The 21,810-nt window shown below is 67.2% G+C and carries 20 protein-coding genes; 6 read left to right on the top strand and 14 right to left on the bottom strand.

The features are described from left to right. The first annotated feature begins 7 nt into the window (after nucleotides 1-7). Nucleotides 8-934 carry an FHA domain-containing protein gene (locus BMW72_RS12340; RefSeq protein ID WP_092111096.1) on the top strand — a complete coding sequence of 309 codons (927 nt, stop codon included), beginning with the start codon at nucleotides 8-10 and terminating at the stop codon, nucleotides 932-934. 52 nt (nucleotides 935-986) lie between these two features. Here BMW72_RS12340 and BMW72_RS12335 read toward each other — a convergent pair whose 3' ends face one another. Both BMW72_RS12335 and BMW72_RS12330 read right to left on the bottom strand, forming a co-directional pair. Further along, nucleotides 987-1,493 carry a hypothetical protein gene (locus tag BMW72_RS12335; RefSeq protein ID WP_092110984.1) on the bottom strand — a complete coding sequence of 169 codons (507 nt, stop codon included), beginning with the start codon at nucleotides 1,491-1,493 and terminating at the stop codon, nucleotides 987-989. Next, nucleotides 1,483-2,325: a tryptophan-rich sensory protein gene (locus BMW72_RS12330; RefSeq protein ID WP_198416327.1), complete on the bottom strand. Its 843-nt coding sequence runs from the start codon at nucleotides 2,323-2,325 to the stop codon at nucleotides 1,483-1,485. The genes BMW72_RS12335 and BMW72_RS12330 overlap by 11 nt, the downstream gene beginning before the upstream one ends. A gap of 90 nt (nucleotides 2,326-2,415) precedes the next feature. On the opposite strand from BMW72_RS12330, the gene BMW72_RS12325 reads away from it, so the two are divergent. Both BMW72_RS12325 and BMW72_RS12320 read left to right on the top strand, forming a co-directional pair. Further along, complete coding sequence (locus BMW72_RS12325; protein WP_092110982.1) at nucleotides 2,416-4,281, top strand: gamma-glutamyltransferase family protein; 1,866 nt, start codon at nucleotides 2,416-2,418, stop codon at nucleotides 4,279-4,281. 169 nt (nucleotides 4,282-4,450) lie between these two features. Further along, nucleotides 4,451-4,651, top strand: coding sequence for a hypothetical protein (locus BMW72_RS12320; protein WP_092110980.1), 201 nt, complete (start codon nucleotides 4,451-4,453; stop codon nucleotides 4,649-4,651). Nucleotides 4,652-4,773: 122 nt separating this feature from the next. Here the strand turns inward: BMW72_RS12320 and BMW72_RS12315 are convergent, their stop codons facing one another. The 8 genes from BMW72_RS12315 to BMW72_RS12280 form a co-directional block, all read right to left on the bottom strand. Continuing rightward, the gene (locus BMW72_RS12315; RefSeq protein WP_092110978.1) at nucleotides 4,774-6,045 is read right to left on the bottom strand and encodes an allantoate amidohydrolase; all 1,272 of its coding nucleotides are present in this window, start codon (nucleotides 6,043-6,045) and stop codon (nucleotides 4,774-4,776) included. Next, nucleotides 6,042-7,166, bottom strand: a complete 1,125-nt coding sequence (locus BMW72_RS12310; protein WP_092110976.1) for an FAD-dependent oxidoreductase — start codon at nucleotides 7,164-7,166, stop codon at nucleotides 6,042-6,044. The genes BMW72_RS12315 and BMW72_RS12310 overlap by 4 nt, the downstream gene beginning before the upstream one ends. 52 nt (nucleotides 7,167-7,218) lie before the next feature. Continuing rightward, nucleotides 7,219-8,535, bottom strand: coding sequence for an ammonium transporter (locus BMW72_RS12305; protein ID WP_092110974.1), 1,317 nt, complete (start codon nucleotides 8,533-8,535; stop codon nucleotides 7,219-7,221). A 40-nt stretch (nucleotides 8,536-8,575) separates the two neighbouring features. Next, nucleotides 8,576-9,895 carry an FMN-binding glutamate synthase family protein gene (locus BMW72_RS12300; protein ID WP_092110972.1) on the bottom strand — a complete coding sequence of 440 codons (1,320 nt, stop codon included), beginning with the start codon at nucleotides 9,893-9,895 and terminating at the stop codon, nucleotides 8,576-8,578. Nucleotides 9,896-9,940: 45 nt separating this feature from the next. Further along, on the bottom strand, nucleotides 9,941-10,642 hold the full coding sequence (locus BMW72_RS12295) for a GltB/FmdC/FwdC-like GXGXG domain-containing protein (RefSeq protein ID WP_241983864.1): 702 nt from the start codon (nucleotides 10,640-10,642) through the stop codon (nucleotides 9,941-9,943). After that, the gene (locus BMW72_RS12290; RefSeq protein WP_092110968.1) at nucleotides 10,639-11,574 is read right to left on the bottom strand and encodes a class II glutamine amidotransferase domain-containing protein; all 936 of its coding nucleotides are present in this window, start codon (nucleotides 11,572-11,574) and stop codon (nucleotides 10,639-10,641) included. The genes BMW72_RS12295 and BMW72_RS12290 overlap by 4 nt, the downstream gene beginning before the upstream one ends. Nucleotides 11,575-11,589: 15 nt before the next feature. Further along, nucleotides 11,590-12,978: a type III glutamate--ammonia ligase gene (glnT, locus tag BMW72_RS12285; protein ID WP_092110966.1), complete on the bottom strand. Its 1,389-nt coding sequence runs from the start codon at nucleotides 12,976-12,978 to the stop codon at nucleotides 11,590-11,592. Between the two features lie 652 nt (nucleotides 12,979-13,630). Continuing rightward, nucleotides 13,631-14,395 carry a gamma-glutamyl-gamma-aminobutyrate hydrolase family protein gene (locus BMW72_RS12280; protein WP_092110964.1) on the bottom strand — a complete coding sequence of 255 codons (765 nt, stop codon included), beginning with the start codon at nucleotides 14,393-14,395 and terminating at the stop codon, nucleotides 13,631-13,633. 219 nt (nucleotides 14,396-14,614) lie between these two features. Here BMW72_RS12280 and BMW72_RS12275 point away from each other — a divergent pair, with 219 nt between their 5' ends. The 3 genes from BMW72_RS12275 (at nucleotide 14,615) to BMW72_RS12265 (ending at nucleotide 17,260) form a co-directional block, all read left to right on the top strand. Beyond that, on the top strand, nucleotides 14,615-15,346 hold the full coding sequence (locus BMW72_RS12275) for a PspA/IM30 family protein (protein ID WP_092110962.1): 732 nt from the start codon (nucleotides 14,615-14,617) through the stop codon (nucleotides 15,344-15,346). Between the two features lie 96 nt (nucleotides 15,347-15,442). Next, the gene (locus BMW72_RS12270) at nucleotides 15,443-16,276 is read left to right on the top strand and encodes an arginase family protein (RefSeq protein WP_092110961.1); all 834 of its coding nucleotides are present in this window, start codon (nucleotides 15,443-15,445) and stop codon (nucleotides 16,274-16,276) included. 195 nt (nucleotides 16,277-16,471) lie between these two features. Further along, nucleotides 16,472-17,260, top strand: coding sequence for a crotonase/enoyl-CoA hydratase family protein (locus BMW72_RS12265; RefSeq protein WP_092111094.1), 789 nt, complete (start codon nucleotides 16,472-16,474; stop codon nucleotides 17,258-17,260). Nucleotides 17,261-17,357: 97 nt separating this feature from the next. On the opposite strand, the gene BMW72_RS12260 is transcribed toward BMW72_RS12265, so the two are convergent. The 4 genes from BMW72_RS12260 to BMW72_RS12245 form a co-directional block, all read right to left on the bottom strand. Then, a complete protein-coding gene (locus BMW72_RS12260; RefSeq protein WP_092110959.1) occupies nucleotides 17,358-18,080 on the bottom strand; it encodes a lipase family protein in 723 nt (240 codons plus the stop codon). Continuing rightward, entirely contained in the window at nucleotides 18,077-18,844 is a 768-nt protein-coding gene (locus tag BMW72_RS12255) for an alpha/beta fold hydrolase (protein WP_092110957.1), read from the bottom strand. The genes BMW72_RS12260 and BMW72_RS12255 overlap by 4 nt, the downstream gene beginning before the upstream one ends. Then, the gene (locus BMW72_RS12250) at nucleotides 18,841-19,833 is read right to left on the bottom strand and encodes a diacylglycerol/lipid kinase family protein (protein ID WP_166787706.1); all 993 of its coding nucleotides are present in this window, start codon (nucleotides 19,831-19,833) and stop codon (nucleotides 18,841-18,843) included. Before BMW72_RS12250 ends, BMW72_RS12255 begins: the two co-directional genes overlap by 4 nt. 320 nt (nucleotides 19,834-20,153) lie before the next feature. Continuing rightward, nucleotides 20,154-21,810: transposase (locus BMW72_RS12245; RefSeq protein ID WP_092107658.1), on the bottom strand; the 1,657-nt coding region annotated here is incomplete at its 5' end.

Here is a 21,810-nt window from a genome sequence, read left to right as displayed (position 1 = left end):
CGCGAGCATGCCCACGCCTTCTCGCTTCGGCCTGCACATCGACCTGGCGTTCTCACTGGAGGAACCAACGGTCACGTCCGAGGGCTCCTCTGACGGTTCCACCGGGGACACCTTTGGGCCCACCGACACGATGCAGGGCACGATCACGGCGGACGGAACCGACGTGACCATCTATACGAGCAACCCGGAAATGTTCGTGCAGGGCCGTGCACTCAATCTGGAACCGTTGCGGGCACTGGCCGCGGAGCTGGCTGCCCGAAAACTGACCGTGTCCATCACCGGACCGGTCGGGCTGATCGCCCGCCTGGGTGACGTGCAGGCATCCGTCACACAGCGGCTTGTGACGCGGTCGCCGCACATCGTTCTCGGAGCGCGAAACGCGCTCGGTCCGCTCGTGCAGGCCCGCCTGCGCGGGCAGGCACGGATGCCGGTGGCCATTCCGCTTCCGCCGTCGACCGTGTTTCCGCTCGCACCGACCTTCGACCGGCGCAGTCGGCGCAAGGTCACCACGACGCACTACACGCCGGGAAGTGGCCGACCGCGCCTCATCTTCGTCGTGGGGTCGGAAAACTGGAATGGGCAGATGCCCCGGGAATTCAACCTGTTGCCTGGCACGACCACGATTGGCTCGTCGCCAGAAGCCGACCTGCAACTGCCCGGGTTGAAGCCCCTGCACGCCGAGATTCGCCACGACGAGAACGACGAGTACCGACTGTTCGCGATCGGCGAGGTGGCCGGCAGTTCCCGGCCCACCGAAGACGGCCGCAGCATCGGCAACGGGCAGATTCTGCGCACCGGTTCGCGGCTCGAAATGGGCCCGTGGCGCATGGGCTACTTCCGCGAGGAGTTCGCCGACCACGGCCGCCCGTTCGGCGGTCGCGTCGGCGGCGAACTGGCCGTGCAGAAGCCGCAGCCGCCTCGAAAGCGCGCCTGAACCAGGCCATCACATGAAACGGGGTGCCGCGCTGTGCTGCGGCACCCCTTTTTCACGAGGTGAACAGGCCGGTCCACACGGCTCGCGACCCCGACTCCCCGATGAGCGCGACCAACACGACTGAACCGATCGCGCCGGCCAGAATGACCAGGTCGAGCACGATGGTCGCCACGAGGCGCCCCCTGTGGCTCGGCACAGCGGATGAGAAACGGGCACCCTCAGCTTCAACATAGCGGTACCAGAACCACTGCAGTGCGGCGGCGAGGAACAGCACGATCACCCACGGGAGCATCGTCTTACCGAGCGACGTGTGCGTGCCGAGCAGCGGGGTGACGTTGACGAGGCGCGACTGCAACCACTCGCCCGCCTGCACTGCCATCGGAACCAGCACGAGCGCGGCGAGGGCTACGAGGGGCGTCACAACGCCCAGCCTCCTCCGAGCCGCCGGCCAGAAGGCGGTGAGCACCGCGCACAGGGCCGCCAGCGGCACGACGATCACTACGGCGTGCACGATCAGAACGTGCAGTGGCAGGCCGTTGAATTCCCAATCAATGTTCATGCTGAGTCTCTCCAGATGTCGAGTTCGAGCCCCGCCGCCCGCGTGCACGGATGGTGACTGCGACGACCACGATCACGATCACGATCACGATCACGGCGACAATCGCCGCGACCGCGGTGGGAGTTGACAGGGCCGAGCCGGTGAGCCGAGCCACCGCCACCCAGGCGAGACCCCAGACGAGCGCCACCGTTGGTGCCCATCGTCCCCGGCCATAGACGGCAAGACCGACACCGACCAGACCGGCCAGCGCGATCACGAGTGCACCCCAGAGATCCGGATCCAGACCGAACCCGGTAAAACCGGCCGTCACGAGCACGGCCGCAATATTCGCCGCGGTCGCAACACTGACCCAGCCCAGGTACAGCCCCATCGTTCCGTCGACCAGGATCGCCTCGATGAGATTTCTGGGCGGCGACCGGCACAGCAGTCGAAAAAATCCCACCAGCACCAGGAGCAGGGCGACGATGACGGGCACGCTCAGCGGGAGAAGGTCGAACTGCACGCTGAGAATCCAGAAAGCGTTCAGAACCAGGGACAGCGCGATCGGATAGCCGAGCCGCCGCTGGCGGGCATCCGCCTTCTGGGCTGGCAGTGCCTGCCACACGGCGTAGCCGACCAAACCGAGGTAAATCGGGGTCCAGATGGCGAAGGCCGGCCCACCCGGTGCGATCAGGGTGGCGTCGGCGGCGAGCGCACCGCCGGACGCCTCATTGATGGGTATTCCCCCCGCGGCGCCCGACCCCACGAACGCTCCGATCACGGCGAAGGTCGCGCTGCTGATCACCACGATCTGGCGCAGCCGATCGGATCGGCCAGTTGACGGGTTGCTCACCGGTGGCTCCTGCCTGTTGGCCTGATCATTGCACGATTTTCCCCCGACGCACCCGCAACTTTTCTCCAGGCCTCGTGCGAGGCTAGACGAGTGACTTATACCGCCCCGAACGCTTTCACCACCCGTCCGACCCTGCAGGGAACCTTCGGCATGACTGCCTCGACGCACTGGCTCGCCACTGCGTGCGCCCAGGCCGTGCTCGAGCAAGGCGGCAACGCGTTCGACGCCGCAGTGGCCGGCGCCTTCGTGCTGCACGTCGTGGAACCGCACCTGAACGGGCCAGGCGGCGACCTGACCGGCGTCTTCGTCACGGCGAGTGAACCGGATGCCCCGCGCGTGCTGATGGGGCAGGGCCCGGCCCCGCAGGCGGCCACCATCGAGCACTACCGGTCGGAGGGCCTCGACCTGGTTCCCGGATCGGGCGTACTCGCTGCGGCCGTCCCCGGCGCCGTCGACGCCTGGCTCGTGCTGCTGCGCGATCACGGCACCTGGGAGCTGCCGGAGGTGCTCGGCTTCGCCCTCGGGTACGCGCGCGACGGTCATCCGATTCTCGGTCGGGTCGTCGCGACGATCGCGGCGGTTTCGACGCTGTTCGCCGAGCACTGGCCGACCTCGGCCGCGCAGTGGATGCCGGATGGGCACCTTCCCGAGGCGGGCTCGCTCGTGACCAATGCGGCGTGGGCGAGAAGCCTCGAGCGCCTGCTCGCGGTGGGCGCGGAATCGGCCGCCGCCACCCGGGAGGGGCGCATTGACGCCGTTCGGCGGGAATGGCGGGAGGGGTTCGTGGCCCGCGCCATCGTTGATTTCGCACGCACACCCCACCGGCATTCCTCGGGCACCGACCATGCCGGTGTGATGACCCTGGCCGATCTCGCCGGGTTCGAAGCGAGCATCGAGGAGGCTACGACCGTGATATTTCGCGGCCACACGATCGCCAAGACCGGCGCCTGGGGCCAGGGACCGGCGCTGTTGCAGACCCTGATGATTCTGGACGGGTTCAGCGACGCTGAGCTGGACCCGTCGACCGCGCTCGGCGCGCACACCATCCTCGAGGCTCAGAAACTCGCCATCGCCGACCGGGAAGCGTACTACGGCGACGCCGACGTGCCGTTGGAATACCTGTTGTCGGCCGAGTACGCGGCCATCCGGCGGGCGCTCATCACCGAGCAGGCCTCATGGGAGTTGCGGCCCGGCGTCGTGCCAGGCCACACCCCGTACCTGCCGATCCTGCGCACCGCGTACACGACGGAGGCGCTGGCGAAGCAGGGGGCTGCGGCATCCGCTGCGGTCGGTGAACCGACGGTCGCCGCGCCGATTCGCGCCGCACATGCCGAGGCCGAGGCCGAAACGCTCTCGACCGGTGAACTGCGCGGCGACACCTGCCATATCGACGTTGTCGACCGCTGGGGCAACATGATCTCCGCGACACCGTCAGGCGGCTGGCTGCAGTCGTCACCGACCATTCCCGAGCTGGGATTCTGCCTCGGCTCCCGCCTGCAGATGACCTGGCTGGAACCCGGGGCCCCCTCAGTCCTGGCCGGCGGCAAGCGTCCGCGCACCACCCTCACCCCCACCCTCGTGCTCAAGGACGGGCAGGCGGTGACGGCGCTCGGCTCCCCCGGCGGCGACCAGCAGGACCAGTGGCAATTGCTCTACCTGCTGCGCACGATCGTCGGCGGCTACACCCCACAGCAGGCGATCGATGCGCCCGCCTTTCACAGCACCTCATTTGCGGGCTCGTTCTGGCCGCGCACCTGGGAGCCCGGCGGCGCCGTCGTGGAGGACCGTCTGGGCGAGCCGGTCATCGCCGAACTCGAGCAGCGCGGCCACCGAATCACCCGGGCCGGTGACTGGGCGCTCGGCCGCATCTCGGCCGTCACCCGCGACCCGCAGAGCGGGCTGCTGCAGGCTGCGGCCAACCCCCGCGGGGCCCAGGGGTACGCCGCCGGTCGTTGACCCCGCAGCAAAATAGCACCGTTTCGGGTTTACTGCTGTCCCCACGACGGGGGAGGACATCGACCTGTCTATCCCCACTAGGTTGGAGCTATCGAACCGATAACCCGAGTCGGCGATGGAACGGACAATCGTGAAAATGTTGCAGACAGAGTGCCCAGAATGCCAGCAAATGGTGTGGATCACGTCCGATACCCGGTTCGCGACCTACCACTCCCTGGCCAACTCCACCGAGGATTGCCCCGGCTCACGAATGACCGTTCCGGTACCCCCCAAACAGACTGCCGCAAGCCGTCGGCGTGCCCAGGCCGAGCTGCTCGCCTGGACCCACTCCACCAGTGCGGTGAGCGCAGGCAAACACCAGGCCGCCTGACCCCACAATCCTGACGACATCAATCAACCCGAACGATTGATGCCGGCTGTCCGCTCGTCGAAAGCGGGTGAATGGTTGCTTCAGCTCACCTGAAGTAACCATTCACCCGCTTTCGCGTGGGATCAGGGGGTGGTGGGCACCAACAGGTCGGCCAGCACGCGGGCGAGGGCAAGAGCGCCGGCCTCGGCGTCGTCGTCCTCGACATATTCCTCGGGCGAGTGCGACACCCCGGTGGGGTTCCGCACGAACAGCATCGCGGTCGGCACATATTGGGTGAGGATTCCCGCGTCGTGACCGGCGCCGGTGTGCTGCACCGGCGCATCCGGCAGCAGCAGGCTCAGGTGATCGCGCAGGCCCGTGTCGAAGCTGACCGTGCGGCTGACCGACTCCTCGGTGAGCTGCACCGTGCAGCCCTCAGCAGCCGCGATCAGGCGGGCCTCGGCCAGAATGGTGGCCACAACGGATGCCGTCACCGCGTCGTCGGGGTGCCGTGCGTCGAGCCACAGGTCGACCCGGGAGGCGATCACATTCGTGCCTCCGGGCACCGGTTCGAGCCGGCCGACGGTGGCCCGAGCCCCCGGCTGGGCGCGGGCGGTGTCGCGGATGGCCATGACGATGCCGGCCGCCGCGATCATCGGGTCGTGCCGGTCGGTCATGAGCGTCGTGCCGGCATGGTTGCCCTGACCGGTGACGCTCAGCCGCCAACGACCGTGGCCGAGAATCGACGAACCGATGCCGACCGCCTGGTGGCGGTCGATCAGCTCGCGACCCTGCTCGACGTGCAGTTCGATGAAGGTGCCGATCCGGGCGAGCGCCTCGGGGTCAGGTCCGAGAAGTGTCGGGTCGAAGCCGCTTCTGGCGGCCACCTCGGCGAAGGTGTCACCGTTCTGGTCGCGCAGGCCGCGGGCCAGGTTGACGTCGATCGCGCCCGTGAGCACGCGGGTACCGAGGCAGGCCACGCCGAATCGTGACCCTTCTTCCTCGGGGAACACCGCGATGGCGAGCGGGCGTTCGGGGCGAAGGCCCTCGGCCTGCAGAAAATCCAGGGCGACGAGCGCGGAGGCGACCCCGAGCGGGCCGTCGAAGGCGCCGCCGCCGGGGACAGAGTCGAGGTGGCTGCCGGTGACGACGGCGTTGGCGGTGCCGCCCACCGGGGTGTGCCACCAGGCCCAGATGACCCCGTTTCGGTCCGTCTCCACGTCGAGTCCGCGTTTGGCTGCGTGGGCGAGGAACCAGGCGCGCAGGTCGAGTTCGGCGGTGGAGAAAACCGGCCGGGAGTAGCCGCCGCGGTGCGTATCGGCGCCGACCCGGCTGATCTCGGCCAGAAGCCCGGCGACCGTGTCGGCGGGTGCCGGAGTGCTCGCCGACGGGTGCGTCGGCCCGGAAACCGTCACGGACGGGCTTGGAACTGGGGCGGCACCGACCCGACGCCGGTGGCCAGGTCGGCCGCGAGCTGGCCGATCACCGGCGCGAATTTGGCACCGTGGCCGGAGCACGGCGAGAGCAGGGTGATGTTATCGACGCGGTCGATGATGAAGTCCTCCGTCGGCGTGTTGGTGAACAGGCAGGTGGTCTCAGCGTACGGCGTGGGGTCGAGGCCCGGCAGGTAGCGGGCCACATAGTCGACGACCCGTTCCCGGTTGGCCGCTCCCATGATGCCGTCCTGGTCGGCCGCCGAGGCGAGCCGTTTGCCACCGTTGTATTCGGCGATTTTCTGGCCGCGAAAGGCGGCGTCGCGGCCGCCGGGCAGCCCGTACACCTGCATGCCGTCCATCTTGTGAATGAAGGTCGGCCAGTGCCCGGCGGTATCGGGGTCAGCGTAGGGAAAGTGATAGGCCTGCTCCTGCATCACGGTGATCTCGGGGATCTGCGCGCGGAAGGCGCTCGGCAGCGGCAGCTCACCGAGCAGGCTCGGCAGCCAACCGCCGGCGCTGACGATCACGTTCTCGGCATCGACGGCCTCCCCGGTATCGTTGTGCACCCGGTACCCGGTGGCCGTTTCAGTCACCCGGGCGACCGGCCAGTCGGTGTATAGCCGAGCGCCCGCCGCGAGGGCCAGCTCGACCATGGTCGTCACGGCCGTCTCGGCGTCGATGACTCCGGCACCCGGGTGCCAGAGCACCGGGGTATCGAAGGTGATCTGCGGCCAGCGCTCGCGGGCGGCATCCGCTGTGAGCAGTTCGTGCTCGATGCCGGCGGTCTGCAGCACCCGGGCGAGCGCTTCGGGTTCGCGCAGCGTTCCGTAGTCGACCGAACCGGTGGGAGTGATCAGCTCCCGCCCGCCCAGCCGGGTCAGTTCGTCCCAGCCGACTTTGGCCTGCTGCACGAGGCCGGTGTAGAACGCATCGGGGTAGGCATAGCGAAAGATGCGCGCCGACCCGTGTGAGCTTCCGGCGTCGTTGGCGGGGGTGGACCGTTCCAGAATGGTGACCTCGTGGCCACGGGTGGCGAGCTGCCAGGCGGTGGCGGCTCCGGCCAGGCCGGCCCCGATGACGACGTACTGTGCACTGCTCACTGCGTGACCCACTGTGTTCTCCTGCTCGGTTATTGATGGGTGAAACGGATGCTTACGGCGCCGACACCAGGTCGGCGTCACTGGGTTGGTCGTCACTGGGTTGGTCGTCACTGGGTTGGTCGTCACTGGGTTCGTCGTCGTAGGCGTCTTCGGCGTGCGCGTGGCGGTCGATGCCGTCGACCTCGTCCTGTTCGGGGATGCGCAGTCCGATGGTCAGATCGAGCACCTTGGCGATGACCCAGGTGACGACAAAGGAGTACAGCAGCACGGCGCCGGCGGCGAGTGCCTGGATGCCGAGCAGCAGTGCGCCGCCACCGTAGAACAGGCCCCTTTGGCCGTTGGGGGCGGCATCCGTTGCGAAGAACCCGATCAACAGGGTACCGACCAGGCCACCGACCATGTGCACGCCGACCACGTCGAGGGAGTCGTCGTAGCCGAGTGTGAACTTCCACTCCACGGCGAGGCAGCAGATGATGCCGGCGATGGCGCCGATGGCGATAGCGCCCATCGGGCTGACCGCACCGCAGGCCGGGGTGATCGCCACGAGGGCGGAGACCAGGCCGGAGGCAGCGCCGAGGCTCGTGACCGAGCCGTGCCGGAGCCGGTCGACCAGGGCCCAGCCGAGCAGGCCGGCGCACGCGGCGACGGTGGTGTTGAGAAAGACGACGCTCGCGGCGTTGCCGGCGCTCAGGGCCGAGCCGGCGTTGAAACCGTACCAGCCCACCCAGAGCAGGCCGGCGCCGACAAGAACGAGCGGCCGGTTGTGCGGCTTGAGCGGCCCGCCCCAGCCCTTGCTGCGGCCGAGCACGATGGCCAGGGCGAGGGCGGCCACGCCGGCGTTCATGTGCACCGCGGTGCCACCGGCGAAGTCGATGGCACCCAGATCGTTGGCGATCCAGCCGCCGACGACGTTATCGCCGTCGAAGGCGAACACCCAGTGCGCCACCGGAAAGTAGACCAGCGCGGCCCAGATGCCGGCAAACAGCAGCCAGGCGCCGAATTTCATGCGGCCGGCCGCGGCCCCGGCCACGAGGGCGGTGGTCACTCCGGCGAACAACAGCTGGAACACGATGAACAGTGCGAGCGGCAGGGCCGCGTCGGGATCGTCGGCGAGGATCGTTTCGAGGCCGAAGAATTGGAGCGGGTCGCCGAGGAGTCCGAGGTCGCCGAGCGAGTCGCCGAAGGTGGCCGAGTAGCCGAAAATGACCCAGAGAATGGCGACGAGGCTGGCGCCGCCGAAGCACATCATCATCATGTTCAGAATGCGTTTCGAGCTGACCATGCCGCCGTAGAACAGGGCGAGGCCGGGAATCATCAGTGCCACGAGTGCCGAGCTGGTCAGCAGCCAGGCGGTATTGCCAGTATCCATGAGCGTGTCCTTGTCGTCGATCGGTGAAGAGAACGGAGGTTCAGCGGCCGGGAATCCAGCTGGTGCCGGCGAGGGGCACCCCGGCCATCGCGGCGGCTTCCACCGTGAGGGCGACCAGGTCTTCGGGTTCGAGGTGGTGCAGGTGGGACTTGCCGCAGGCCCGCGCGATGGTCTGCGCTTCGAGGGTCAGCACCCGAAGGTAGTTGGCGATGCGCTTGCCGCCGGCGATCGGGTCGAGCCGTGCGGCGAGAATCGGGTCCTGGGTGCTGATGCCAGCGGGGTCCTTGCCATCCTGGAAGTCGTCGTAGAACCCGGCGGAGGAGCCGAGCGCTTCGTATTCGGCCTGGTAGCGCGGGTCGTTGTCGCCGAGGGCGATGAGCGCGGCGGTGCCGATCGAGACCGCGTCGGCGCCAAGGGCGATGGCTTTGGCCACGTCGGCGCCGTTGCGGATGCCGCCGGAGACGATGAGCTGCACCTGGCGGTGCACGCCGAGTTCCTGCAGCGCGGCGACCGCCGGGCCGATCGCGGCGAGGATCGGGATGCCGACGTTCTCGATGAACACCTGCTGGGTGGCGGCGGTTCCGCCCTGCATACCGTCGAGCACGACCACGTCGGCGCCGCTCTTCACGGCGAGCGCGGTGTCGTAATAGGGGCGGGAGGCGCCGACCTTGACGTAGATCGGTGTGTGCCAGTCGGTGATCTCGCGCAGTTCGGCGATCTTGATCGCGAGGTCGTCCGGGCCGGTCCAGTCCGGGTGCCGGCAGGCCGACCGCTGGTCGATGCCCACCGGGAGGGTGCGCATGCCGGCGACGCGTTCGGTGATCTTCTGGCCGAGCAGCATGCCGCCGCCGCCGGGCTTGGCGCCCTGTCCGAGCACGATCTCGATCGCATCCGCTTTGCGCAGGTCGTCGGGGTTCATGCCGTAGCGGGATGGCAGGTACTGGTAGACGAGGTGGCGGGACTGCCCGCGTTCCTCGGGGGTCATGCCGCCGTCGCCGGTGGTGGTGGAGGTGCCGGCCTCCGTGGCGCCACGGCCGAGGGCCTCCTTGGCGTTGGCCGAGAGGGCGCCGAAGCTCATGCCGGCGATGGTGATCGGAATGTCGAGGGTGATCGGCTTGAGCGCGTGGCGGCCGCCGAGGGTGACGTCGGTGCCGCACTTCTCGCGGTAGCCCTCGAGCGGATACCGGGACACGCTCGCGCCGAGGAAGAGCAGGTCGTCGAAGTGCGGCAGGGCCCGCTTGGCGCCCCAGCCGCGAATGTCGTAGATGCCGGTCGTGGCGGCCCGCTGGATGTCGTTGATGGTGGCACGGTCGAAGGTGGCCGATTCGCGCAGGCCCCGGCTGGCATAGCTGTTCGTCATGGTGTGTCCCTTGGGTTCGTGAGCGTATGGGTGGGTCGGCGACGCTTAGTAGGCGGCGGCGTTGACGGCGGCGAAGTGGTACAGCGTGCGGGCGGAGCCGTAGCGGCGAAAGTCGGTCGGGGCATCCGTTCGACCGGCCAGGGTGAGCAGCTCGGCCAGCTCGGCGAGGTGTTCGGGTCGCAGCGGCTTTTCGACGCAGTCGGCGCCGAGGGAGGCGACCGTGCCCTTCACGTAGATGCGGGCTTCGTAGATGGAGTCGCCGAGGCCCTCTCCGGCGTCGCCGCAGACCACGAGCCGGCCGGCCTGGGCCATGAACGCCGAGGCGTGGCCGATGTCGCCGCCCACGACGATGTCCACGCCCTTCATGGAGATGCCGCAGCGAGCGCCGGTGTTGCCGTCGATGATGACGAGACCGCCCTGCCCGGTTGCCGCGGCTGCCTGGGAGGCGTCACCGGTGACGTGCACCGTGCCCGACATGATGTTCTCGGCCAGTCCGACGCCGGCGCTGCCGTGCACGGTGACGCGGCCCTTCTGGTGCATGCCGGCGAAGTAGTAGCCCACGTGTCCGTTGACGACGAGGTCGAGGTCGCGGTCGATGCCGACGGCGATGTTGTGCTGCCCGGCCGGGGTGTCGACAACCCAGCTCGTGCCGTCGTCGGTGGCGTGCAGCGCCTGGTTGAGTTCGCGCACGGTGCTCACGGCGAGGTCGACAGTCTCGATGTGCACGGGGGCTTGGGTGAGGGTCACAGCGTCACCAGTTCTTTGGTCGAGTCGAGGGTCCAGGTGTAGACGACGCCGGGAGCGGGTTCGAAGATGCGCGCGGATTCAATACCGGGCAGGTGCGCGAGGGCGCGGTATTCACTCGCCATCGCGACCCAGGCATCCGTTTCGGCGATGATGGCCGGCTTGCACGCGATGGGGTCGCGCACGATCGCCATGCTCGTGGCGGTCGTCACGACGAGGGTGTAGAACCCGTCGAAGACGCTGCCGAGCTTTTCGAGGGCCGTGGTGAGGGTGTCCCCGGCTGCCAGGCACCAGGCGATGAAGCGGGCGGCGACCTCCGAGTCGTTTTCGCTGTCACAGGTGACGCCCTCGGCGCGCAGCTGCCGGCGGATCGTGGCGTGGTTGCTGAACGACCCGTTGTGCACGAGGCAGAGATCGTCGGCGACGGTGAACGGATGCGAGCCGGCGGCGGTCACGGCCGACTCGGTGGCCATGCGGGTGTGGGAAAGTCCCTGGCTGCCGGTCGCCGAGCGCAGGTCGTACAGCTCGGCCAGGTCGAGCGGATGCCCGGTGCCCTTGCGCACCGCCGCGTGCTCGCCGCGGCCGGCGATCTGCACGCCGGGAAGGATGCTCGTGATGGCGTCTTCGAGGGCGCCGGTGCCGATCTGGGCGTTGATGAGGGTGGTCTCACCGAATCCGGTGACGGTGACGGTGACCCCGACCGCGGGCGGCAACGCGTCGCGGAGGGCCGCGGCAAGCGCGTCGGGGGTCAATTCGGCGTTGAGCACGGTGACGGTGCTCGTGCCGGCCGGGGTGAGGGTCGGGTCGTTGTAGATGGCGAGACCGGCCGAGTCGGGGCCGCGGTCGACGATGCCGCAGAGCATGCCGTGCATGAGCTCACCGAGGCTGGCGCGCAGGCCGACGTCGCGAATTTGAAGTGCTGCAATGCCACACATAGGGAATCCTGTCTGTTAGTAAGCGGTGAGGTAGGAGTTGATCTCCCAATCGGTGACCGTGTTGTGCCAGGTCAAAAATTCGTCTTCCTTCGCCTGAGCGAAATACTCCCCGACCGGATGCTCGATGCCGAACGAGTCGAGCAGCACCCGGTCACGACGCAGCGCTTCGACGGCGTGCAGCAGGGTCTGGGGCAGCACGGCGGAGGTCGCGCGCGACTCGCCCGGACCGCACGGGTCGCCCGGGTCGATCGCCTGGTCGAGCCCGTCCAGGCCGGCCGAGATCGTGGCGGCGATCGCGAGGTACGGGTTGGCCGAGCCGTCGCCGGCGCGCAACTCGATGCGCTTCTCGTCGGGCACCCGAATGAAGTGGGTGCGATCGTTTCCGCCGTAGGTGGCCTTTTTCGGCGACCAGGTCGCCCCCGAAGCGCTCGTGGAAGCGCCGCGGCGCTTGTAGGAGTTGACCGACGGCGCCAGGAACGCCTGCAGCCCGGAGGCGTGGGCCAGGATGCCGCCGATGAAGGCGTAGGCGGTCGGTGACAGGCCAAGGCCCCTTCGGTCGCGATCGTCGGGAAATACCGGGGCGTCGTCGGCCCAGAGTGAAAGGTGAAAGTGCAGGCCGCTGCCGGCGCGATTGGCGAAGGGTTTGGGCATGAAGGTCGCGGTCATGCCGCGCTGTTCGGCGAGCACGCTGATCAGGTAGCGCAGGGTGACCACCCGGTCGGCGGTGATGAGGGCGTCGTCGTAGGCGAAGTTCTGCTCGAACTGGCCGGCGGCATCCTCGTGGTCGTTGGCGTAGTTGCCCCAGCCGAGGCTGTTCATGGCGTCGCTCACCGCGGTGAGGTGGTCGTACATGCGCGTCACGCCGCGGGCGTCGTAGCAGGTGCGCGCACCGTCGTCGCGGCGGTCGGCGGTGCTGATGGCGCCGGCGTCGTCCCGGTGCACGAGAAAGTATTCGACCTCGGCGCCGACCTTGGCCTGCAAGTTGCGACGGGCCAGGTCACTGATCGCGTTTTTGAGAATGACCCGCGGGGCGTACGGCCACGGTTCGCCGTTCACGTGCGGGTCACAGTGCACGATACCGAGGCCCTCCTTGACGAAGGGGATGGGCACATACGAGGTCAGGTCGGGGATGGCGATGAGGTCGGGATCCTGCGGTTGCTGTCCGATCAGGCCGGCCGCGAAGCCGGCGAAGCCGAGGGCGCCGGCTTCGAGCTGGTCGGCCGCCGCGGTCGGTACGAGCTTGGCGCACGGCTTGCCGTTCAGGTCAACGAAGACGGCGAGAATGAAGCGCACGCCGTCGGCTTCGGCGAGTTCGCGCAGGGTCGGTGGGCTCAGTGTGGCCGATTCGGGTGCTGCGAGGGCCTGGGCCCGTCGCGCCTCCCCCAGCTCTGCAATATTTGTCATGCCCGACCTCTCCTCATGTTCACTGTCAGTGAATCTTGTTGCTTCAGAGTAATCAACTGAATTGGTCGGGGCGTGACCGGGATGTTACGAACAGGTAAAACAGCGGCCGGTCGGTGCGCCCCGAACGGGGAAACCGGTCGGACGCGCGGATACAACGGATGCATAACAAACCGACCGGCCGGGAGAGCGGCGCCCAACACCGGGGGTAGACTCCATGATCACAATTTGTCAGCCTCTTCTCAGGCCGTGCCCCGTACGGTTGAACACGGAGTTCCCCCACTCCAACGATTGGCCCCGGCATATTTCTCACCTCCCCCCAGGCGAGAAGTGCTGGGGCTTTTTCGGTCCCGGGCGTGTATCGATGGCCCGCCGGCCGGCTGGGGATAGGCATTCCGGAGCATTGCGCGAAAAGCATGCGCAACGCCCCGAAGTACCTCAAAACTCGCAACTCCGCGAATAACCCGCACCGCCACTTGACTCTTGGAATCCGAGCGACGGGGCAGGGGTGTCCGCGGGGTTGCGAGTTTCGTGGGTAAGCAGGAAGGCTCCGAGCGTTTTTCTCGGAGTCTTCCTGCGCACCCGCGATGTTTGAGCGAGGAGCGGATATCCCTGTTTCGGCGCGACCCGCTCCGACGCGGTACCGTACAGCCGGTCAGGCGGCGAGGGACCCGGCCAGGGCGCGGGCTGAGTGCTGGGCGGCCAGGCCGGCCAGGAGCAGGGCGAGCTGGTCGGCGGGGGAATCGGGCGCTTCGGGGTGCCACTGCACTCCGGTGATCGGCGCGCTCTCGTGTTCGAGGGCTTCGATCAGACCGTCGGGGGCGTGGGCGGCGGCAACGAGATTGGCACCGAGACGGTCAACGATCTGGTGGTGGGCGCTTTGTACCGAGATGTCGACCCGACCCAGACTTGACGCGAGCGTGCTGTCGGCCGCGAGCGAGACTCCGTGAGCGACGAGGATCTGGTCGATCGGCACGTCGATGTTCTTGTGGATGCCGTCGTCAATGTGCTGAACGAGGGTGCCGCCGAGGGCGACGTTGATGATCTGCAGGCCACGGCAGATGCCCAGCAGCGGGGTGCCGAGGGCGAGGGCGCGCTGCACGAGAGCAATCTGGCCCTCGTCGGCCGTGGCGAAGTGCGCCGTCTCGCCCTCGTAGCCGGCGCTGCCGCCGTAGAAGCGGGGCGTGATGTCTTCGCCGCCGACGATGACGAGGGCGTCGGCATCCGCTGTGCGGCGCAGCAGTTCGGCGGGGGTGACGTCGGCGGCGGCAATGCGGATGACGGCCCAGCCGGCGGTTTCGGCGTCGGCGACCACTCGAGAGTTGAGCACCTGCACCTTGGCGTGATAGGCGGGGCGATCGGGACGCGCCGTGGTGACCTCGACGACGACGAGCATCCGGTTCGTGAATTCTTCGTTCATGCGCGGCTCCCGTCGGTATCGAATTGCTGTTCCTGGTCAATTGTGCGCGGCGCGGCGGGAGCACGCGAGTGGCCCTGTAACACTGGGCAACATGCTGCTCAGCGGTATTTCTTCGGGTTCCCAGACTCGCGTCGGTCGGTGACCCTAAACTTTGGACATACCCGCACTTTCCTGGCGAAATTTTTGGGCCAGGACCACTCCTATGGAAGGGACCTCCGAATGACCAAGCAGTCCATCTTCGGCCGTATTTCCCAGCTCGCGAAGGCGAACATCAACGCCATCCTCGACTCGGCGGAAGACCCGGCGAAAATGCTCGACCAGATGGTGCGCGACTTCTCGAGCAGCATCTCAGACGCCGAGAGCGCCATCTCCGAGACCATCGGCAACCTGCGCCTGCTCGAAGACGACCATCGCGAAGACCAGGAAGCCGCCGTGGAGTGGGGCGATAAAGCCCTCGCCGCCAGCCGCAAGGCCGACCAGCTGCGCCTGACGGGCAATGCCGCCGACGCCGACAAGTTCGACAACCTCGCCAAGGTCGCGCTCGGTCGCCAGCTCACCTCGGAGAAGGAAGCGAAGACCGCCGAACCGCAGATTCAGGCGCAGACCGCGGTGGTCAACCAGCTCAAGACCGGCCTGAACGCCATGAAAGAGAAGCTGGTGCAGCTCACCAACAAGCGCGCCGAACTGATCGCGCGTTCCAAGACCGCCCAGGCGCAGGCGCAGGTGATGGACGCCGTCAAAAGCATCGACATGATGGACCCGACGAGCGAGGTCAACCGGTTCGAAGACAAGATCCGTCGGGAAGAAGCGCGCGTACGCGGCGCCCAGGAACTGGCCGCGTCGAGCCTCGACGCCCAGTTCGAAAGCCTCGACGACCTCGGCGAGCTCACCGAAGTGGATGCCCGCCTCGCCGCCCTCAAGGGCGGCAACACCGCAGCCATCGAGAGCTAGTCGGCGAGTCCGACAGGTTCGGGCATCCGCTTCGCAGAAAATTCGCTGCTGGCGAAGCGGATGCTGACCCGCCCGGTCGCTGCGCCATACTGAGGTATGGCTCCCACCTTCGTTGTAGTGCCGCAATGGCAGGGTTCGATTTCTCCGCGCGCGATGCGCCTGGTCGACGGGGCGGCGGCCATTCAGGGCGACCTGCCCTTCTCTGCCACCCGCCTGGTCGACGTGCCCGTCGAGGCCGGTGATGCGCTCGATACCGGGGTGCACCGGTTCTCGGCGATCCAAGTGGTGCGCGAGCGCCACGCCAAGGTTCTCAGGGACACCGCCGACTGGGCACTCTCCATCGGCGGCGACTGCGGCATCGCCCTGGCCGCCGTTGAACAGGCGGCGCGCACGCATCCGGGCGACCTGGCCGTCGTCTGGTTCGACGCCCATCCCGACCTGCACACCCCCGAATCCTCGCCATCGGGCGGATTCTGCGGCATGGTGTTGCGCGCGATCAGCGGTGAGGGACCGGCCGAACTCGAGCTGAAAGCCGCGAGCACGGTGCCGCTGGAGAACGTCGTACTGGCCGGGATTCGCGACGTCGACGACGCCGAAGACGTGCTGCTGCACGACCGTGGCCTGGTGAGCGTGTCGTGTTCAGAGCTGGCCGACCCGGCCGCCCTCGTCGCGGCGGTCGCGGCGACGGGCGCGAAGCATGTCTTCGTGCATATCGACCTGGACGTGCTCGACCCCTCGGCGCTCGAGGGCCTGAGCGACCTGATTCCGTTCGGGTTGAGCGTGGCCGATCTCGGGGGCGCGATCACCGCGCTGCGCGCCGAGTTCACTGTGGCCGGCGCGACCATCACCGGGTTCGCACCGGCGTCACCCGAGGCGGCGACCGACGATCTGCCGAGCATTCTGCGCATCATCGGAGCGCTCACCCGCTAGTCAGGCCACCCCGCACAAGCCAGTCGGAACGCCGGACATGACGCATAACTCCTGCAATTTCTGGCCGGCCGGGAAGACATCCGCGTCTTTCCGGGCAACTCCGAGGCACTCCCGAACGAATTGCAGGAGTTATGCACGCGCGGGGGCGAGAGCGGCCGAAAAATGTACGAATTCACACCGATCAATGGAGGCCCCATGACCGACCAGCCCCGCATCCTCACCGAGCGTCGCGGCCACATTCTGCTCATCGGGCTCAACCGGCCCGACAAGCGCAATGCCGCCGATTTCTCGCTGCTTCAGCAGCTGGCCCTCGCCTACGGTGAGCTCGACCGGGACCCGGCCCTGCGCGTGGGCCTGGTCTACGCGGTCGGGGAGCACTTCACCGCAGGGCTCGACCTCGCCGACATCGGCCCCCGGCTCGGCCCGAACGGGCTCGAGATGGTGCCGGCGGGCGGCATCAATCCGTGGCAGGTGGATGGCGTTGCACTGACCAAACCGGTCGTCATCGCCGTTCAGGGCACCTGCCTCACTCTCGGCATCGAGCTGATGCTCGCGAGCGATATCGTCGTCGCCGCCGAATCGGCCCGGTTCGGGCAGATCGAGGTGGCCCGCGGTATTCTGCCCTTTGGCGGCGCCACGATTCGGTTTCCGCGCGCGGCCGGTTGGGGCAACGCCATGCGCTGGCTGCTCACCGGCGACCTGTTCGATGCCGCCGAGGCGCACCGCCTCGGCCTGGTGCAGGAGGTCGTGCCCGACGGCGCCCAGTTCGATCGGGCGCTGGAACTGGCCGAGAGAATCGCGGCCCAGGCTCCGCTCGCCGTGCAGGCCACCCTCGCCAACGCGCGGCTGGCCGAGCGGGAGGGGGCGGCATCCGCTGAAGCAGCGCTGCAGCCCGCGCTGGCCCGCCTGGCGGCGACCGAGGACTCCCGCATCGGCATGCAGTCCTTCCTCACACGAACCCCCGCCGAGTTCCTGGGCCGCTGACCCGGTCCAGCCTTCCATCTCTTTCCGGGACCGGGCCCGGAAAGCGGGACCACGATAGATCATGGTCCCGTTTTCCGAGGATGGGCCCGGCGATTTTCTAAGGTGAACCCGGCGACACCGAGGGGTTCGTGCCGTCGCGGGACCAACCGAAACCGGCCAACGCCGACAAAACAGCATCGGCAACGCGCGCGTCGGCGAGAAGACGAAAGTGCCCGCCGGTGTCAATCTCGATGTTGGTCGCCCCAGCCAGTGCGCTTCCCTCCGGAATGTGCGGGTCGAACCGGGCAAAAATTGAGGTGATCCGGCGGTTCGTTTCGGTGTTCGTGTTGAGGCCGGTGATGTGTTCGTTGCCCGCAGCGAACGCACGCAGGCTGGGCGAAAGCATATACCGAGCGTAGGCAGAGCCCGAAAAAGGGGCAGCCACCGCGATCATGCCCGCGATGCGCGAGTCGGCGTCGAGCCCGACCATGACATATTTTCCGATGAGTCCGCCCTTGCTGTGCGCGAGCACAACGACGTCTTCCAGGCGCTCCGCAGCGATGAGATCCGCCACGTGCCGGGCGGCGTCGGGGACGGATGCGAGATTCCAGGACAGCCGGTCGACGACGTACACGGGGTGGCCGGCGTCGTGCACCCGCGTGATCAGCGGCTGGAGAAATTTCCAGGTTTCGTACACGCCGGGGATGATCACCACCGGACACGCCGTGCCGGTCTGAAAGCCACGAGGGCTCGGGCGTGACGTGAACGCCCGGAGCTGCCTCTCGGCGGCGTAGGCATAGTCCTGCGCCCACGACACCAAATCGAGGATGCCGGCGGTCACGTCACGAGTCCGCGCTCGACACCCGCAAACTCCACGATTCGCTCCGCAACACGATCGGCAGCACTGTAATGCACGAGGTGACGGTGTCCCGGAATTTCCACGAGGCGCCCGTGGGGTGCAGAGCGAACCAGGTGGCGGCACCACCCCTGTCGGGCGATCGGGTCGTCGCTGCCCCGCACGACGAGCACGGGCGCGGCCAAGCGCACGATGCGCTCGTCGGTCGCGTAAGCGAGCATGGCGCTGAGCGTTTTGGTGTACCACCACGGGCCGCAGCGCGCGTAGTCGCCGAAAACCATTGCGTTCGCCCGCACCGGTTCTTTGAGCGTGTCGCGGTAGAGGTCGACAGCCTGAGCCACGGCCGTTCGACGATGCGCGTCGGTAACCGGTCCGATCAACACGACGTGGGAGACCAGCTCGGGCCGCTGCACGGCGAGTTCGGTGACGAATTGAGCGCCCATCGAGTGGCCGATGGCGACGCTGTTCGTCACGCCAAGGGTGTCCAGAAGAGCGCCGAGCAGGTTCGCGTAGTCCTCAACCCACAATCGGTGTCGCGGTGTGCTGGTGCCCCCAAAGCCCGGCAGGTCGACCAAGTAGGTGGGGTGCCCGGCTGCGAGAGCGCGCTGCAGCGGAACGGAGTACCGGTGCGAGGTTCCAATTCCGTGCACGATCACGAACACGGGCGTGGTGACCGCTCCCGACGACGCCGGAAAATGCTGCACACCGAATTCATGCCCGTCGATTCTGACCCGATCCGGACGGTTCATGAGGGCACGATGGGAACTCGTACCCGCAGACGGCCGGGCTCGATCCAGGCTTTGAAGGCGAGGGCGTGGCCGAATTCGTCACCATCGAGTTCGATCTGTTCCGGCCGGGATAAGCGTGCGGTCAGCACCGAACCGGTTTCGTAGCGCAGATCCTTGTCGTTCTTGTGTTCCCCGGCGATGGCCCGGCCAGCTTTGGTCCGTCGCACGATACCGTTGGTCCAGGCAATCTTCACCCAAACCCGGATCCAGCCCATGGCACCGCCCGGCCGGGTCATCATCACGTCGAACAGGCCGTCGTCGAGGACCGCTTCCGGCATCAGCAGAATGTTCGCGGGCAGTGACCCGCAGTTGCCGAGGATGAGGGTATGCACCGTAGCCCGCTTGACCGGTTGATCATCGAGCCGGAATCGCAGGTGGAGTTCCTCCGGGTCCCGCAAGGACGCGACGAGTGCTTTCACGTACGCGACCCATCCGGCCTTCTTCTTGAGGTCCTCGTCGGTATTGGTGATCATCTTCGCGTCAAGGCCGAGGCCGGCCATCACCACGAATGCGTGCTCATCGCGGGTGCCGTCCGCTCGCTCAACCCGGATCATGCCCAGATCGATGGCACGATCCTCGCCCGCAAAGGCGGTGCGCACACTGTCGGGCATGTCGTTGAGGGTCATTTTCAAGTTGCGGGCGAGAAGATTGCCCGTGCCCGATGGCAAGAGGCCGACGGGAACATCTCGCCCACGGACGGCCTCGACGACCGCTCGCACCGTACCGTCACCACCAGCGACAATCACCAGGTCAACACCGCGCGCCAGGGCTTCAGCGGTCACTCCCTGGCCGATGTCGTCGACGGACGTCTCAAACCAGATACTCTCCGCCCAGCCGGCGGCCGCCGCTTCCGTGTTCACGGCTTCCCGAAGCGCGTCGATATCGACCTTCACGGGGTTGTAGATAACGGCAGCGCGCCTGAGCTGAGACGTGGGTAGCACATCGTTCATGGAGACCTCCGGTAATTGTTCGGGCATTATCGTCCGGGCGGGCATGAGCTACAGTAGCTGAATTTAAATCAGATTCAGTACGCGGGAGCGGATGCCCCGCTCCCGCCGTGAGCTCTCTACTTTCCGGGCCCGGGCCCGGAAAGCGGGACCACGATAGAGAGCTTGTTGATTTATGGCTGGAGGTTTTCGGCAGTCAGCAGTGAATTTCGAGGCGGATGCCCGTCGGGTGGTGGTTGAGCAGGCGCGGTGACCGCGTCGAAGGCCGTTTTCGGCGTTCGACGGGGGTGTTGGGGCAGCGTGCGGTGGTCCCGCGGGCCGTTCTAACTCGTGGCGGGAGCTGCGGTGAGGCCGGCGGTGAAGAGTTTCATCAGGTTGGTCGTTAGTGCGGCGAAGTGGACTTCGGCTTGGGCTGCAGCGTGGCCACGGCACGCGAATTGGCGGAGTCCGCGCCGGTCTTTGAGGAAAGCGTTGACCGGTTCGACGAGGACGCCGCGGCGATTGTAGATCTTCTGATTGCCGGGCAGGGCGAGCTTGGTGACCATGGTGTTCACGGCATGCGAGCGGGCTTCGCCCGACTTGGCGTTAATGGTCCCCGCCCAGGCGCCGTCCTTCATCTTTCCGCGGCCCGGAGCGAGGAGCCGGTCGAACCCGGGAGCGTCAACGTTCTCGTTGGAGAGATATCCGTTGTCGGCCACGACCAGTCCAACGTCCAGATCGGTGCGGGATGTTTCCTGCTGGCAGCGCCGCAGGTTGGTTTCCAGGTTGGCCATCATGGGGATGAGTTGGCCTTGATCGTTGGGGGCGGTGACGACGTCAACGGCGATGATGAGTTGGTCGTCGGCGGTGGCCAGTTGGGCGTTATAGCTTTGAACAAACCCGTCGCGGGCGTGCATCAGACGCGAGTCCGGGTCGGTGATATTGCGGCGCAGAAGATACCGTCCGGTGGATTCCGTCTCTCCCGAAAGTTGCCGATCCGCGCGCTCTCTGGCCCGGGCCAGGTTGGCTTCGGCGAACGCGACACCATGAACGGCTTTGTGCCATCGCCCGTTGTTCTCTCTCGGTGGGTAACCGTTGGGCTTGGCGGCGAACCGCGCCCGGGACGCAGCCTGCTTTGCTTCCAGATCGCTCAACCGCTCCTGCGCGCACAGAAGCCGGGTCTGAAGCGCCTCGATCAGAGGATCATTCTCGGCCTTGACCACGGCCTCCAGCTGCGCGATCCCGTCTTGGATGCGCTCGAGCCGGCTCCCACCCGGACCCGGCGGATCCTTCTGCTTCACCGCCGCATCCGTTGTGTCCTCGGTCGCGGAATCGGTTTCCGGCTCTGGCTCGATCGCTGCGCGGATGGTGTCGAGCTCTGCCCGGATTCGAGTGGCTCGATCCGGGCCGGGCTCGAACCCGTCGGGAAGGTCATCGTCGGCCGTCGGAGTGTTCGCGGCGTCTTCGGCCGCATCTGTCGCCGCCGCCTGATCCAGAATCGTCTTCGCCAGGTCGCGCAACTTCTTCAACGACCGGTTCTGGTCCTTCGACGCGTTGGCTTTGATCTTCGTGCCATCGATGGCGATGACCCCGAATTTGCCCAGCCCGCGGCTGACACACAACACGAGGACCTGCGCGAACAGACCCGCCATCGCGCCGCGGTTGCGTTGCCGAAACCGGGCCAAAACGGTGTGGTCAGGCACGTCCTGCCCGCACAACACCCGAAACGCGACGTCCTCGATGCAGGCCCGCTCAATCTGCCGCGACGACGAGATCCCGCGGGCCGACGCGTAAATCCACACCGCCAACAACAGGTCGGGGTTATACCCCCCACGGCCCGTGCCGCCGAGTTTGGTCTTGTCGTGCAAAGCGCTCGTGTCGAGCTGCTTCACGACATCGATCAGGAACCACGCGAGGTGATTCGTCGGCAACCAATCACGCATATCCGGCGGTATCAGAAACGATTGATCACGATCCACCGGACGATAATTCAGGGCCATA

Origin of the sequence: Cryobacterium luteum (assembly GCF_900110125.1) — a bacterium.
Classification (GTDB): domain Bacteria; phylum Actinomycetota; class Actinomycetes; order Actinomycetales; family Microbacteriaceae; genus Cryobacterium; species Cryobacterium luteum.
This window is presented reverse-complemented; position numbering and strand designations above follow the sequence as displayed.

Coding starts and splice junctions, on each gene's coding strand:
- BMW72_RS12300 (WP_092110972.1), bottom strand. CDS start 9,895: ATGACGAACAGCTATGCCAGCCGGGGCCTGCGCGAATCGGCCACCTTC.
- BMW72_RS12340 (WP_092111096.1), top strand. CDS start 8: ATGCCCACGCCTTCTCGCTTCGGCCTGCACATCGACCTGGCGTTCTCA.
- BMW72_RS12255 (WP_092110957.1), bottom strand. CDS start 18,844: ATGAACCGTCCGGATCGGGTCAGAATCGACGGGCATGAATTCGGTGTG.
- BMW72_RS12250 (WP_166787706.1), bottom strand. CDS start 19,833: ATGAACGATGTGCTACCCACGTCTCAGCTCAGGCGCGCTGCCGTTATC.
- BMW72_RS12335 (WP_092110984.1), bottom strand. CDS start 1,493: ATGAACATTGATTGGGAATTCAACGGCCTGCCACTGCACGTTCTGATC.
- BMW72_RS12280 (WP_092110964.1), bottom strand. CDS start 14,395: ATGAACGAAGAATTCACGAACCGGATGCTCGTCGTCGTCGAGGTCACC.
- BMW72_RS12305 (WP_092110974.1), bottom strand. CDS start 8,535: ATGGATACTGGCAATACCGCCTGGCTGCTGACCAGCTCGGCACTCGTG.
- BMW72_RS12290 (WP_092110968.1), bottom strand. CDS start 11,574: ATGTGTGGCATTGCAGCACTTCAAATTCGCGACGTCGGCCTGCGCGCC.
- BMW72_RS12265 (WP_092111094.1), top strand. CDS start 16,472: ATGACCGACCAGCCCCGCATCCTCACCGAGCGTCGCGGCCACATTCTG.
- BMW72_RS12275 (WP_092110962.1), top strand. CDS start 14,615: ATGACCAAGCAGTCCATCTTCGGCCGTATTTCCCAGCTCGCGAAGGCG.
- glnT (WP_092110966.1), bottom strand. CDS start 12,978: ATGACAAATATTGCAGAGCTGGGGGAGGCGCGACGGGCCCAGGCCCTC.
- BMW72_RS12320 (WP_092110980.1), top strand. CDS start 4,451: ATGGTGTGGATCACGTCCGATACCCGGTTCGCGACCTACCACTCCCTG.
- BMW72_RS12270 (WP_092110961.1), top strand. CDS start 15,443: ATGGCTCCCACCTTCGTTGTAGTGCCGCAATGGCAGGGTTCGATTTCT.